Annotated in this window: 12 protein-coding genes, 1 rRNA gene and 1 riboswitch; of the genes, 9 read left to right on the top strand and 4 right to left on the bottom strand. The window is 56.9% G+C overall.

Annotated features, from left to right (window positions below):
- Positions 1–77: 77 nt before the first annotated feature.
- Positions 78–202: riboswitch (TPP riboswitch) on the bottom strand.
- A 53-nt stretch (positions 203–255) separates the two neighbouring features.
- Entirely contained in the window at positions 256–753 is a 498-nt protein-coding gene (locus SP68_RS24450; protein ID WP_002884324.1) for an Rsd/AlgQ family anti-sigma factor, read from the bottom strand.
- A 93-nt stretch (positions 754–846) separates the two neighbouring features.
- On the opposite strand from SP68_RS24450, the gene nudC reads away from it, so the two are divergent.
- From nudC to SP68_RS24420, 6 genes are all read left to right on the top strand, one after another.
- The gene (gene nudC, locus SP68_RS24445) at positions 847–1,620 is read left to right on the top strand and encodes an NAD(+) diphosphatase (protein WP_008807994.1); all 774 of its coding nucleotides are present in this window, start codon (positions 847–849) and stop codon (positions 1,618–1,620) included.
- A 40-nt stretch (positions 1,621–1,660) separates the two neighbouring features.
- On the top strand, positions 1,661–2,725 hold the full coding sequence (gene hemE, locus SP68_RS24440) for a uroporphyrinogen decarboxylase (protein WP_008807993.1): 1,065 nt from the start codon (positions 1,661–1,663) through the stop codon (positions 2,723–2,725).
- Between the two features lie 12 nt (positions 2,726–2,737).
- On the top strand, positions 2,738–3,409 hold the full coding sequence (gene nfi / locus SP68_RS24435) for a deoxyribonuclease V (protein WP_012969177.1): 672 nt from the start codon (positions 2,738–2,740) through the stop codon (positions 3,407–3,409).
- 42 nt (positions 3,410–3,451) lie between these two features.
- Positions 3,452–4,042, top strand: a complete 591-nt coding sequence (locus SP68_RS24430; RefSeq protein ID WP_012543208.1) for a YjaG family protein — start codon at positions 3,452–3,454, stop codon at positions 4,040–4,042.
- 186 nt (positions 4,043–4,228) lie between these two features.
- Complete coding sequence (hupA, locus tag SP68_RS24425; protein ID WP_002884342.1) at positions 4,229–4,501, top strand: nucleoid-associated protein HU-alpha; 273 nt, start codon at positions 4,229–4,231, stop codon at positions 4,499–4,501.
- Between the two features lie 12 nt (positions 4,502–4,513).
- Positions 4,514–5,209 (top strand): DUF1481 domain-containing protein, encoded by a 696-nt coding sequence (locus tag SP68_RS24420; protein WP_040971028.1) that lies wholly within the window; start codon positions 4,514–4,516, stop codon positions 5,207–5,209.
- A 3-nt stretch (positions 5,210–5,212) separates the two neighbouring features.
- On the opposite strand, the gene zraP is transcribed toward SP68_RS24420, so the two are convergent.
- Positions 5,213–5,650: a zinc resistance sensor/chaperone ZraP gene (gene zraP, locus SP68_RS24415; protein ID WP_040971030.1), complete on the bottom strand. Its 438-nt coding sequence runs from the start codon at positions 5,648–5,650 to the stop codon at positions 5,213–5,215.
- Between the two features lie 259 nt (positions 5,651–5,909).
- Between zraP and zraS the strand changes: the two genes are divergently transcribed.
- A complete protein-coding gene (gene zraS, locus SP68_RS24410) occupies positions 5,910–7,304 on the top strand; it encodes a two-component system sensor histidine kinase ZraS (RefSeq protein WP_038421987.1) in 1,395 nt (464 codons plus the stop codon).
- Positions 7,291–8,622 carry a sigma-54-dependent response regulator transcription factor ZraR gene (gene zraR, locus SP68_RS24405; protein ID WP_016160093.1) on the top strand — a complete coding sequence of 444 codons (1,332 nt, stop codon included), beginning with the start codon at positions 7,291–7,293 and terminating at the stop codon, positions 8,620–8,622. The genes zraS and zraR overlap by 14 nt, the downstream gene beginning before the upstream one ends.
- Here the strand turns inward: zraR and purD are convergent.
- Positions 8,612–9,907, bottom strand: coding sequence for a phosphoribosylamine--glycine ligase (purD, locus tag SP68_RS24400; protein ID WP_040971032.1), 1,296 nt, complete (start codon positions 9,905–9,907; stop codon positions 8,612–8,614). The genes zraR and purD overlap by 11 nt on opposite strands.
- Before the next feature lie 15 nt (positions 9,908–9,922).
- Positions 9,923–11,512, bottom strand: coding sequence for a bifunctional phosphoribosylaminoimidazolecarboxamide formyltransferase/IMP cyclohydrolase (gene purH, locus SP68_RS24395; RefSeq protein ID WP_022064764.1), 1,590 nt, complete (start codon positions 11,510–11,512; stop codon positions 9,923–9,925).
- A 627-nt stretch (positions 11,513–12,139) separates the two neighbouring features.
- Here purH and SP68_RS24390 point away from each other — a divergent pair.
- Positions 12,140–13,679, top strand: a 16S ribosomal RNA gene (locus tag SP68_RS24390).
- The last annotated feature ends 60 nt before the right edge of the window (positions 13,680–13,739 follow it).

The following is a 13,739-nucleotide window of genomic DNA, read 5'->3' as shown; positions in this document are numbered from 1 at the left end:
CAGTTAAAAAAGGAGATGGCTTGTCAGACGACGGATGGAGTAACAGATGCGACCGATCCAGAACGGACAGGTGCGACCAGCAGTTTACTCTTGTTCCCTTCGCAGGTATTAGCCTGATCAGGTTCCGCGGATCCCGAATTAACGGTCTCAGCCTTTTCCACTTTAGCCAGCGCATGGAAAATAGGCACTCCGACAAGATGACGTCCCCTCCGGAGAGGGGGAACGGAGGTAAACTACTCGTTAATTGCGCACAACTCAAGCGGTCGGCGCAATATTATCGCGCACGTCGTTGCTCAGATTATGCGCGACGGCGAGGGCGATCAGTTTATCCTCCAGCGCGAAACGTGCTTCCAGCGACTCGCCGATATCCGACAGCGCCTGCTGAAATTCAAGGTAGTTATCGTGATCGATAGCGTTTTCGAGGCAGGTATCGTAGTAGTCCATCATCTGCTGGGTATTGGCTTCCAGCTGTGGATAAAGCCGGGTGGCGGCTAAAAGTGGGGTATCGCCTTCCATTTCGCCAATAATGCGTTCATAAATACTAAAATGACCGGATGAGAGGTAATCCACCAGACTTTGGCAAAAGTCATCCAGCGCCTTTTCGTTTAGCCGCATAAATGACTCTTTGCCCGGTTTCAGGCCAACCAGATTGTAGTAAGCCACGAGCAGATGCTTACGCACTTGTAGCCAGCGATCGACCAGTTCATTACTACCGCCAACGCGCTCCGTCAGATTTTCCAGCTGGTTTAGCATGATTGACTCCGCTAGTTTTGATTTAAATCTGCTCACCAAAATGTAAATATAATGTTAACAACATGCCAGTGAAGCAAAGGTAGTGCAATAGATATGGATCGTATTATTGAAAAATTAGATCGCGGCTGGTGGGTTGTCAGTCACGAACAAAAATTATGGTTGCCTGGTGGAGAATTACCACATGGCGAAGCGGTTAATTTCGATCTTGTCGGACAGCATGCGCTGCATATTGGCGAGTGGCAGGGCGAGTCCGTCTGGATGGTGCGCCAGGATCGCCGCCATGACATGGGATCGTTACGCCAGGTTCTGGATCAGGATCCGGGTCTCTTCCAGCTGGCGGGGCGAGGGATCCAGCTCGCCGAATTTTATCGATCGCATAAATTTTGCGGCTACTGTGGCCATCCGATGCATGCCAGCAAAAGCGAATGGGCGATGCTGTGCAGCCACTGCCGTGAACGCTATTACCCGCAAATTGCCCCCTGCATTATCGTCGCTATCCGTCGCGATGATTCGATCCTGTTGGCGCAACATACCCGCCATCGTAACGGCGTGCACACCGTGCTGGCCGGGTTTGTCGAAGTGGGTGAAACCCTTGAGCAGGCAGTGGCCCGCGAGGTGATGGAGGAGAGCGGCATCAAGGTGAAAAACCTGCGCTATGTGACCTCTCAGCCGTGGCCGTTCCCGCAGTCGCTGATGACCGCCTTTATGGCGGATTACGCGGATGGCGATATCGTGGTCGACAAAAAAGAGCTGCTGACCGCGGACTGGTACCGCTATGACAATCTACCGCTCCTGCCACCGCCGGGCACGGTGGCGCGTCGGCTTATCGAAGATACGGTGGCGATGTGTCGGGCAGAGTTCGAGTGACATGTTACACTGGGCGCATCAACGCTAAAGGAATGTAAAAATGACCGAACTGAAAAACGATCGTTACCTGCGCGCGCTGCTGCGTCAGCCGGTTGATGTCACCCCGGTGTGGATGATGCGCCAGGCGGGCCGCTATTTACCGGAGTACAAAGCCACCCGTGCGCAAGCGGGCGACTTTATGTCGCTGTGTAAAAATGCCGAGCTGGCCTGCGAAGTGACGCTCCAGCCGCTGCGCCGTTACCCGCTGGATGCGGCGATCCTCTTTTCGGACATCCTGACGATCCCGGACGCCATGGGTCTGGGGCTGTACTTTGAAGCTGGCGAAGGTCCGCGCTTCACCTCGCCGATAAAAAGCAAAGCCGACGTCGACAAGCTGCCAATCCCGGATCCGGAGCAGGAACTGGGCTATGTCATGAACGCCGTGCGTACCATTCGCCGCGAACTGAAAGGCGAAGTGCCGCTGATCGGCTTCTCCGGTAGCCCCTGGACGCTGGCGACCTATATGGTGGAAGGCGGCAGCAGCAAAGCGTTCACTGTGATCAAAAAGATGATGTACGCCGAACCGCAGGCGCTGCATGCGCTGCTGGAGAAGCTGGCGAAGAGCGTCACCCTGTACCTCAACGCGCAGATCAAAGCCGGCGCGCAGTCGGTGATGATTTTCGACACCTGGGGCGGGGTGCTGACCGGTCGCGACTATCAGCAGTTCTCGCTCTACTACATGCATAAAATTGTCGATGGCCTGCTGCGGGAGAACGAAGGCCGCCGCGTGCCGGTGACCCTGTTCACCAAAGGCGGTGGCCAGTGGCTGGAAGCGATGGCGGAGACCGGCTGTGATGCGCTGGGACTCGACTGGACCACCGATATCGCCGATGCTCGCCGTCGCGTAGGTCACAAAGTGGCGCTCCAGGGCAATATGGACCCGTCGATGCTGTATGCGCCAGCCCCGCGTATTGAAGAGGAAGTGGCGACTATTCTCGCCGGCTTCGGCCAGGGCGAAGGCCATGTCTTTAACCTTGGTCACGGCATCCATCAGGATGTCGACCCGCAGCATGCGGGCGTCTTTGTTGAGGCGGTGCATCGTCTTTCCACACCCTATCATCAATAGGAGATAAGCCGTATGGATTTAGCCGCGCTACGTACCCAACAACAACAGTTAGCCGCGTCGGTCGAGCGAGCGGATCGACTGGATCGCGACCCGCCGGCGTTGATCGGCGGCGCGGATGTCGGGTTTGAGCAGGAAGGGGAAGTGACCCGGGCTGCGATGGTGCTGCTGACCTGGCCTGAGCTTGAGCTGGTGGAGTATCAGGTGGCGCGCGTCGCCACCACCATGCCCTATATTCCCGGCTTTCTCTCATTTCGCGAAACACCTGCGCTGCTGGCGGCGTGGGAGCAGCTTTCGCAAAAACCGGACCTGCTCTTCGTCGACGGCCACGGTATCTCCCATCCCCGGCGGCTCGGCGTCGCCAGCCATTTTGGTCTGATGATTGACGTGCCGACCATCGGGGTGGCGAAAAAACGGCTGTGCGGAAAAATCGGCGAACTGGGTGATGAGCCCGGCGCACTGGCCCCGCTGATGGATAAAAATGAGCAACTGGCCTGGGTCTGGCGCAGCAAAGTGCGCTGCAACCCGCTGTTTATTAGCTCCGGTCACCGGGTGGGCATGGACAGCGCCTTAATGTGGGTTGAGCGCTGCATGCGAGGCTATCGTCTCCCCGAGCCGACGCGCTGGGCCGATGCGGTGGCGTCCCGTCGTCCGTCGTTTGTGCGTTGGCAAGCAAATCACGGCTGATTCAGGTACACTGCGCCTAATTTCTGACTTCGAGAATTCATCATGTTACAAAACCCGATTCACCTGCGCCTGGAGAAGCTGGAAAGCTGGCAGCATGTCACTTTTATGGCCTGCCTGTGCGAGCGTATGTACCCTAACTACGCCATGTTCTGCAAGCAAACCGAGTTCGGCGACGGCCAGCTGTACCGTCGTATCCTGGACCTGATCTGGGAAACGCTGACGGTTAAAGATGCGAAGGTGAATTTCGACAGTCAGCTGGAGAAGCTGGAAGAGGCCATCCCGGCGGCAGATGATTTCGACCTGTACGGTGTTTACCCGGCTATAGACGCCTGCGTGGCGTTGAGCGAACTGATCCATTCGCGTCTGAGCGGTGAAACACTTGAGCACGCGATTGAGGTGAGCAAGACATCCATCACCAGCGTGGCGATGCTGGAAATGACCCAGGCCGGTCGCGAAATGACCGATGAAGAGCTGAAAGCGAACCCGGCGGTAGAGCAGGAATGGGATATTCAGTGGGAAATTTTCCGCCTGCTGGCCGACTGCGAAGAGCGTGACCTTGAGCTGATAAAAGGTCTGCGCGCGGACCTGCGTGAGGCCGGTGAGAGCAATATTGGTATAAATTTTCAGCAGTGAGACCAGAAAACGTGATTTACCGCCTGAATTGTAGCGTCTGAAGGCTTCCATTCCGCCCCCCGTCTGGTCTACATTTGGAGGGCGAAAAAAAGTGGCTATCGGTGCGTGTATGCAGGAGGGTGCTTTTTTGGCATTTCCGTCGCACTCGATGCTTAGCAAGCGATAAACACATTGTAAGGATAACTTATGAACAAGACTCAACTGATTGATGTAATTGCGGACAAAGCTGACCTGTCCAAAGCACAGGCTAAAGCTGCCCTGGAATCTACCCTGGCTGCAATTACTGAGTCTCTGAAAGAAGGTGATGCTGTTCAACTGGTTGGTTTCGGTACCTTCAAAGTGAACCACCGCGCTGAGCGTACTGGCCGCAACCCGCAGACCGGTAAAGAGATCAAAATCGCTGCAGCTAACGTGCCGGCATTTGTTTCTGGCAAAGCACTGAAAGACGCAGTTAAGTAAGACCGCGTGGCAGTGAACAGTTTTATCGAAGGGGCTATTAAGCCCCTTTTGTCTGTCTGGCGCCGGCCTCTGGCGCTGGCGGGCATCCTGTTGCTGACTGCCTGCAGCCACGACGCCTCGCTTCCACCGTTTACCGCCAGCGGTTATGCGGATAATCAGGGGGCGATGCGTATCTGGCGTAAAGATTCAGGTGATGAAGTCCATCTTCTCGCCGCTTTCAGCCCGTGGCGTCACGGGGATACCTCGACCAGTGAATATCGCTGGCAGGGCGATCAATTGACGTTTATCGAACTCAATGTCTACGGTAAGCCGCCGGAACATATTCGCGCCCGCTTCGACGCGCAGGGCGATCTCAGCTTTATGCAGCGGGAAGTCGACGGGCAGAAGCAACAGCTCTCCAGCGACCAGGTCGCACTGTATCGTTATCGCGCCGAGCAGATCCGCCAGACCAGCGATGCTCTCCGGCAGGGACGCGTCGTCCTGCGTCAGGGGCGCTGGAACGCTGCCGCGCATACCGTGTTGACCTGTGAAGGTCAGACGGTTAAGCCTGACCTCGATAGCCGGGCCCTGGCGCATATTGAACATCGCCAGAGTCATTCCTCCGCCGCGGTGAGCATCGCCTGGCTGGAGGCGTCTGAAGGCTCTCAACTATTGCTGGTCGCCAATGAAAACTTCTGCACCTGGCAGCCGACAGAAAAAAGCTTCTAACGATTACCAGTGGTTCATGCCCCTATGACCACCGCCGTTACCGCGGCAGCCGTTGTATCCCATTCCTGCGCCACGGGGAACGCCCGCCTCAGCCAGGGCGACATCAAACTTCACCCGCTGCTGATCCAGCTTCTGGCGTAAGCCTTCCATCTCCTGAGCGACAGCTTCAATCTTTCCACTGTCCGGCTTTTGCGTCGTGAGCAGCGCATTGTACTCATAGCGTTTGGACTGCAGCTGCTGGCGCAGGGCGCTGGTTTGCGCAGCGTAATCGTTATGCAGCTTTTGCGCGGTAGCCTGCTGCTCCTGGGTCAGCTGGCTGTAACGCTGATTGCCCATCCCGGTGTTATTGCCCCAGTGATGGTTGGCCCAGGCCGCGTTGCTGCCAAAGGTCAGTACGGCAAGGGTGACGAGGGTGAGAGGTAAGTTACGGTTCCGTTTCATGGCATTATCTCCTGTGTGGTTTCTCTCGTTATTGCATCTTCCATGCCAGCCTGAAAAAGCCCGCCCGTACGGGCCTGCCGGAGGAGCCGATGGGGAAGGTGAGTAAAAATGACTCGTTCCTGGCGGATCAGGTGGGTCATTTTTACTCGCTAAACCGCAGGCGATATGTTTGAGAACAGGATTGACGGCGTGGGAAAATGGCATGATTTCTGCTGAAGGATCCTGCAGAAAGCGAAAAAGAGATGACAAGGACTCACCGATGAAGATCAAACCTTTCTCCCGGCACGCCACTGCGGACGCCCTGAGCTGGCTGCTGACCGGCACAATGGTGCTGTTGGTCATGCTGTTCTCCGTAATGATCGTCCGCGACTATGGTCGTGAGACGACCGCCGCCCGACAAACCATTGAGGAGAAGGGGAGCGTGCTGATCCGCGCGCTGGAGTCTGGCACGCGCGTCGGGATGGGGATGCGTATGCATCATGCGCAACTGCAGGCCCTGCTGGAAGAGATGGCCTGGCAACCCGGAGTGCTGTGGTTCGCGGTGACCGATGAAAACGGTAAAATCATCGCCCATAGCGATCCGCAACAGGTGGATAACGCGCTGTACAGTCCGGCGCAGATGCGCGAACTCCACGTGAGCGAACAGGCCCGCTGGCGCCGGCTTAACGAACCGCAGCCGGCACTGGAGATCTATCGCCAGTTCCGCCCGCTCAATCCTGCTCGCGGCCATCATATGGGGATGATGAATCGCGGCAACAGCGCGCTGGCTCAGCCCACTGTCCCGCAGGTGATTTTTATCGCCTTTGATAGCCGCGAGCTGGATGCGGCGCAGGCCCGCGGCCAGCGTAACATGATGATCATGCTGGGTGCCGCGGCGCTGGTCATCGCGGCGACGATCCTCGCTCAGTTCTGGTTCCGCCGCTATCGTCGCTCACGCCAGCAGCTGCTGGAGGCGATGGCCCGCAAAGAAAAGCTGGTGGCGCTTGGCCATCTGGCGGCGGGTGTCGCGCATGAGATCCGCAATCCGCTCTCTTCGATTAAAGGGCTGGCGAAGTATTTTGCCGAACGCACTCCCCCAGGCGGCGAAGCGCAGCAATTAGCCCAGGTGATGGCGAAAGAAGCCGACCGCCTGAACCGGGTGGTCAGCGAGCTGCTGGAGCTGGTCCGGCCCGCGCATTTAAATTACCAGCCGGTGGATATCAACGCGCTTATCCGGCACTCATTGCAGCTGGTAAGCCAGGATGCGCAGAGTCGCGGGATCGCGCTGCAATTTACTCCGCGCCCTGAGTTAACCACGATCAACGCCGATGCTGACCGCCTGAACCAGGTGCTGTTGAACCTGTACCTGAACGCGATGCAGGCGATTGGCCGTGATGGCGTCATTCACGTATCGGCAAGCGAAGCCGATCGTCAGCGGGTGAAAATCGTCGTCACGGATAGCGGTAAGGGGATGAGCGATGAAGAGCTGCAGGCCATCTTCACACCGTATTTCACCACCAAGGCGGACGGCACGGGGCTGGGGCTGGCGGTGGTACAGAATATTATCGAACAACATGGCGGGACAATCCGCGCCGAAAGCCAGCCGGGGGCCGGAGCGATATTTACGCTTTGGTTACCGGTGGAGGCTCAACGGAGGGAAGATGAGCAGCGATAAAGTACAGATTCTGGTTGTCGATGATGACGTCAGCCACTGCACGATCCTGCAGGCGCTGCTACGCGGCTGGGGCTATCAGGTGGCATTAGCTCACAACGGCCTGCAGGCGCTGGAGCAGATCCATCACCAGGTCTTCGACCTGGTGCTGTGCGATATCCGTATGGCGGAGCTGGACGGTATCGCGACGTTAAAAGAGATAAAAGCCTATAACCCGGCGATACCGGTGCTGATCATGACGGCGTTTTCCAGCGTCGGCACGGCGGTGGAGGCCATTAAGTCCGGGGCGCTGGATTATCTGGTCAAACCGCTGGATTTTGACACCCTACAGCAGACGCTGGTTCAGGCGCTGGCACACACCCGGCAGAGCGAGGGCGATTTCAGCGGCGCGACAGAATTACGATGGGGAATGATTGGCGATAGCCCGGCAATGCAGGCGCTTATCAACAATATTACGCTGGTGGCGCCCTCGGATGCGACGGTGCTGATCTGCGGCGAATCGGGAACCGGTAAAGAACTGGTGGCGCGCGCCATTCACGCCTGCAGCGAACGCCGCGAGAAGCCGCTGGTGACGCTAAACTGCGCGGCGCTGAATGAGTCGCTGCTGGAGTCCGAGCTGTTCGGTCATGAAAAAGGGGCGTTTACCGGGGCGGATCGGCGGCGGGAAGGGCGTTTTGTCGAGGCGGATGGCGGCACGCTGTTCCTTGATGAAATTGGTGATATCTCACCGCTGATGCAGGTGCGTCTGCTGCGGGCGATTCAGGAACGCGAGGTGCAGCGCGTTGGCAGTAACCAGACGCTTGCCGTTGATGTGCGGCTGATTGCCGCTACCCATCGTAATCTGGCGGAGGAGGTGAGCGCCGGGCGCTTTCGCCAGGATCTCTATTATCGCCTGAACGTCGTGACCATTGATATGCCGCCGCTGCGTCAGCGCCGGGAAGACATTCCTCTACTGGCGCAACACTTTCTTAAGCGCTATGCCGAACGCAATCGCAAAACGGTGCAGGGGTTTACGCCGCAGGCGATGGATCTGCTGATCCACTACCCCTGGCCGGGTAATATCCGTGAACTGGAAAACGCGGTGGAGCGGGCGGTGGTGCTGCTGACCGGAAACTATATCTCCGAACGAGAACTGCCGCTGGCGATAGCGGGCACGCCGTTGCCGTCGGGTGGTAGCGAGAACGCGCTGATTCAGCCGTTAGTGGAAGTTGAAAAAGAGGTGATTCTGGCGGCGCTGGAAAAAACGGGCGGCAACAAAACTGAAGCCGCCCGTCAGTTAGGCATTACGCGGAAAACGCTGCTGGCAAAACTTAGCCGTTAGCTTTTTCACGTTCGATGGCGCGCCAGCCGATATCGTTACGGCTAAAGCTGCCGTCCCAGCGAATATCGGTCAGCAGTTGATAGGCGCGCTGCTGCGCCTGCGCCACGGTTTCACCCAGCGCGGTCACGCACAGCACGCGCCCGCCGTTGGTGACGACGCGCTGGTCGTCTGCCAGTTTGGTGCCGGCATGGAAGACTTTACCATCTGCCGCTTCCTGCTGCGGCAGGCCGAAGATCTCATCACCCGTGTTGTAATTGCCCGGATAGCCGCCGGCGGCAACCACCACACCCAGCGACGCGCGGTCATCCCACTCGGAGGTTTTCTCGTCCAGTTTGCCCGCGCAGGCGGCGAGGCACAGATCTACCAGGTCGGACTTCATGCGCAGCATGATCGGCTGGGTTTCCGGATCGCCAAAGCGGCAGTTGAACTCAATTACCTTCGGGTTACCCTGTTTGTCGATCATCAGACCGGCATACAGAAAACCGGTATAGGTATTGCCTTCAGCGGCCATGCCTTTCACGGTTGGCCAGATAATCCGCTCCATGGTGCGCTGATGGACTTCATCAGTCACGACCGGCGCCGGAGAATAAGCGCCCATCCCACCGGTGTTCGGGCCGGTATCGCCGTTGCCGACGCGTTTGTGATCCTGGCTGGTGGCCATCGGCAGGACGTGCTCGCCGTCGACCATCACAATAAAGCTGGCCTCTTCGCCATCGAGGAACTCTTCAATCACGATACGGTGGCCAGCATCGCCAAAGGCGTTGCCGGCCAGCATATCTTCGACTGCCGCTTCGGCTTCCTCAAGGGTCATCGCCACGATAACGCCTTTACCTGCCGCCAGACCGTCGGCTTTGATGACGATCGGCGCGCCTTTCTCCCGCAGATAAGCCAGCGCAGGCTCGACCTCGGTGAAGTTCTGGTATTCCGCCGTCGGGATATGATGACGGGCGAGGAAATCTTTGGTGAAGGCTTTTGAGCCTTCCAGCTGCGCGGCGCCTTCGGTTGGCCCAAAGATGGTCAGCCCTGCGGCACGAAACGCGTCAACCACGCCAATGACCAGCGGCGCTTCCGGGCCAACGATGGTCAGATCGATGTTCTCATCCTGCGCAAAGCGAAGCAGCGCCGGAATATCGGTGACGCCGATGGCGACGTTTTGCAGCGCCGGCTCCAGGGCGGTACCCGCGTTGCCCGGCGCGACATAGACGGTATCAACCAGCGGCGACTGGGCCGCTTTCCAGGCCAGCGCGTGTTCGCGCCCGCCGTTGCCGATTACTAATACTTTCATCTGCTGCTCCGTGAATTAATGGCGGAAGTGGCGCATGTCGGTGAAGATCATGGCGATACCATGTTCGTCCGCGGCGGCAATCACTTCTTCGTCGCGGATAGAGCCGCCCGGCTGGATCACACAGGTGATGCCTACTGCGGCTGCGGCATCAATGCCGTCGCGGAACGGGAAGAAGGCGTCAGAGGCCATGGCGGAGCCTTTCACTTCCAGACCTTCGTCACCGGCTTTAATCCCGGCAATTTTCGCTGAGTAGACGCGGCTCATCTGACCGGCGCCTATGCCGATGGTCATGTTGTCTTTGGCATAGACGATGGCGTTGGATTTAACGAATTTCGCCACTTTCCAGCAGAACAGCGCATCGCGCAGTTCCTGCTCGCTCGGCTGACGTTTGCTGACCACGCGCAGTTCGCCCGCAGTGACCATGCCGAGATCGCGGTCCTGAACCAGCAGGCCGCCATTGACACGTTTGAAATCGAGGCCGGCAACGCGAGTATCCCACTGGCCACAGACCAGTACGCGGACGTTCTGTTTCGCGGCGGTGATCTTCAGCGCTTCTTCGCTGGCGGACGGCGCGATGATCACTTCGACGAACTGGCGAGAGATGATCGCCTGCGCGGTTTCTGCATCCAGCTCGCGGTTAAAGGCGATGATGCCGCCGAACGCGGAGGTTGGGTCAGTTTTATAGGCGCGATCGTAGGCGTCGAGAATCGAGTCGCTGACGGCAACGCCGCATGGGTTAGCGTGCTTAACGATCACGCAGGCTGGCTCATTGAACTCTTTCACGCACTCCAGCGCCGCATCGGTATCGGCAATGTTGTTATAGGAGAGCGCTTTGCCCTGCAGCTGAGTGGCGGTCGCCACGGAAGCTTCTTTGACATTCTCTTCTATATAGAAGGCAGCCTGCTGGTGGCTGTTTTCGCCGTAGCGCATATCCTGCTTCTTAATGAAGTTCAGATTCAGGGTGCGTGGGAAGCGGCCAGCGGCTTCTTTGCTTTCGCCGTGATAGGCCGGAACCATGCTGCCGAAGTAGTTAGCGATCATGCTGTCGTAAGCTGCGGTGTGTTCGAAGGCTTTAATGGCGAGGTCGAAGCGGGTGTTCAGCGTCAGGGAGCCTTCGTTGGCGTCCATCTCATTAATGATGGCGTCGTAGTCGCTGCTCTTCACTACGATAGCGACGTCTTTATGGTTCTTCGCTGCGGAGCGCACCATGGTTGGGCCGCCGATATCAATGTTTTCCACCGCGTCTTCCAGCGAGCATCCTTCACGAGCGACGGTCTGGGCAAACGGGTAAAGGTTAACGACCACCATATCGATAGGCGCAATACCGTGCTGCTGCATGATACCGTCATCCTGACCGCGACGACCGAGGATGCCGCCGTGTACTTTCGGATGCAGGGTCTTCACGCGTCCATCCATCATTTCCGGGAAACCGGTGTAGTCAGAGACTTCGGTAACCGGCAGGCCTTTATCTGCCAGCAAGCGGGCGGTGCCGCCGGTGGACAGCAGCTCGACACCACGAGCGGAAAGCGCCTGCGCGAATTCGACGATACCGGCCTTGTCAGAAACACTGAGCAGAGCGCGGCGGACTGGACGACGTTGTTGCATGGTATTAAATCCCCAGGATTTGAACATTACAGAGAGCGTTAGGTGAGTTTTTGCCTAAAAACTCACCTAACGCACCCAACCGGGCATCCGTGTCATAGCGCGGCATTGTAACGAAAACGTTTGCGCAACGCTCGCGAATTTTTATCTTTCTCTTTCAGGCACCGTTTCTTCTTTATATAGAAGCTGACCCACCGGGCTTTTGTCGCCCTTTCATCGCGCTTCTGTGGATAATTCTGTGTGTAAAAGGGTATAAAGCGGGGTTTTGCTGGGGAATGCAGCAATCAGTCATTTTTCTGCCATTTTTCTATTGCAGGCGCTCGAGAACTCCCTATAATGCGCCTCCATCGACACGGCAGATGTGAATCACTTCACACAAACAGCCGGTTCGGTTGAAGAGAAAAATCCTGAAATTCAGGGTTGACTCTGAAAGAGGAAAGCGTAATATACGCCACCTCGCGACAGAGCGCTAAAGCGCGTCGCAACTGCTCTTTAACAATTTATCAGACAATCTGTGTGGGCACTCAAAGTGACATGGATTCTTAACGTCCTCGGACGAAAAATGAATACCAAGTCTCTGAGTGAACATACGTAATTCATTACGAAGTTTAATTCACGAGCATCAAACTTAAATTGAAGAGTTTGATCATGGCTCAGATTGAACGCTGGCGGCAGGCCTAACACATGCAAGTCGAGCGGTAGCACAGAGAGCTTGCTCTCGGGTGACGAGCGGCGGACGGGTGAGTAATGTCTGGGAAACTGCCTGATGGAGGGGGATAACTACTGGAAACGGTAGCTAATACCGCATAATGTCGCAAGACCAAAGTGGGGGACCTTCGGGCCTCATGCCATCAGATGTGCCCAGATGGGATTAGCTGGTAGGTGGGGTAACGGCTCACCTAGGCGACGATCCCTAGCTGGTCTGAGAGGATGACCAGCCACACTGGAACTGAGACACGGTCCAGACTCCTACGGGAGGCAGCAGTGGGGAATATTGCACAATGGGCGCAAGCCTGATGCAGCCATGCCGCGTGTGTGAAGAAGGCCTTCGGGTTGTAAAGCACTTTCAGCGGGGAGGAAGGCGGTGAGGTTAATAACCTCACCGATTGACGTTACCCGCAGAAGAAGCACCGGCTAACTCCGTGCCAGCAGCCGCGGTAATACGGAGGGTGCAAGCGTTAATCGGAATTACTGGGCGTAAAGCGCACGCAGGCGGTCTGTCAAGTCGGATGTGAAATCCCCGGGCTCAACCTGGGAACTGCATTCGAAACTGGCAGGCTAGAGTCTTGTAGAGGGGGGTAGAATTCCAGGTGTAGCGGTGAAATGCGTAGAGATCTGGAGGAATACCGGTGGCGAAGGCGGCCCCCTGGACAAAGACTGACGCTCAGGTGCGAAAGCGTGGGGAGCAAACAGGATTAGATACCCTGGTAGTCCACGCTGTAAACGATGTCGATTTGGAGGTTGTGCCCTTGAGGCGTGGCTTCCGGAGCTAACGCGTTAAATCGACCGCCTGGGGAGTACGGCCGCAAGGTTAAAACTCAAATGAATTGACGGGGGCCCGCACAAGCGGTGGAGCATGTGGTTTAATTCGATGCAACGCGAAGAACCTTACCTGGTCTTGACATCCACAGAACTTTCCAGAGATGGATTGGTGCCTTCGGGAACTGTGAGACAGGTGCTGCATGGCTGTCGTCAGCTCGTGTTGTGAAATGTTGGGTTAAGTCCCGCAACGAGCGCAACCCTTATCCTTTGTTGCCAGCGGTCCGGCCGGGAACTCAAAGGAGACTGCCAGTGATAAACTGGAGGAAGGTGGGGATGACGTCAAGTCATCATGGCCCTTACGACCAGGGCTACACACGTGCTACAATGGCATATACAAAGAGAAGCGACCTCGCGAGAGCAAGCGGACCTCATAAAGTATGTCGTAGTCCGGATTGGAGTCTGCAACTCGACTCCATGAAGTCGGAATCGCTAGTAATCGTAGATCAGAATGCTACGGTGAATACGTTCCCGGGCCTTGTACACACCGCCCGTCACACCATGGGAGTGGGTTGCAAAAGAAGTAGGTAGCTTAACCTTCGGGAGGGCGCTTACCACTTTGTGATTCATGACTGGGGTGAAGTCGTAACAAGGTAACCGTAGGGGAACCTGCGGTTGGATCACCTCCTTACCTTAAAGAACCTGCCTTTGTAGTGCTCACACAGATTGTCTGATGAAAGTAAAGAAGCAA

Origin of the sequence: Klebsiella variicola, from assembly GCF_000828055.2 — a bacterium.
GTDB lineage: Bacteria > Pseudomonadota > Gammaproteobacteria > Enterobacterales > Enterobacteriaceae > Klebsiella > Klebsiella variicola.
This window is presented reverse-complemented; position numbering and strand designations above follow the sequence as displayed.

Coding starts and splice junctions, on each gene's coding strand:
- SP68_RS24450 (WP_002884324.1), bottom strand. CDS start 753: ATGCTAAACCAGCTGGAAAATCTGACGGAGCGCGTTGGCGGTAGTAAT.
- nudC (WP_008807994.1), top strand. CDS start 847: ATGGATCGTATTATTGAAAAATTAGATCGCGGCTGGTGGGTTGTCAGT.
- hemE (WP_008807993.1), top strand. CDS start 1,661: ATGACCGAACTGAAAAACGATCGTTACCTGCGCGCGCTGCTGCGTCAG.
- nfi (WP_012969177.1), top strand. CDS start 2,738: ATGGATTTAGCCGCGCTACGTACCCAACAACAACAGTTAGCCGCGTCG.
- SP68_RS24430 (WP_012543208.1), top strand. CDS start 3,452: ATGTTACAAAACCCGATTCACCTGCGCCTGGAGAAGCTGGAAAGCTGG.
- hupA (WP_002884342.1), top strand. CDS start 4,229: ATGAACAAGACTCAACTGATTGATGTAATTGCGGACAAAGCTGACCTG.
- zraP (WP_040971030.1), bottom strand. CDS start 5,650: ATGAAACGGAACCGTAACTTACCTCTCACCCTCGTCACCCTTGCCGTA.
- zraS (WP_038421987.1), top strand. CDS start 5,910: ATGAAGATCAAACCTTTCTCCCGGCACGCCACTGCGGACGCCCTGAGC.
- zraR (WP_016160093.1), top strand. CDS start 7,291: ATGAGCAGCGATAAAGTACAGATTCTGGTTGTCGATGATGACGTCAGC.
- purD (WP_040971032.1), bottom strand. CDS start 9,907: ATGAAAGTATTAGTAATCGGCAACGGCGGGCGCGAACACGCGCTGGCC.
- purH (WP_022064764.1), bottom strand. CDS start 11,512: ATGCAACAACGTCGTCCAGTCCGCCGCGCTCTGCTCAGTGTTTCTGAC.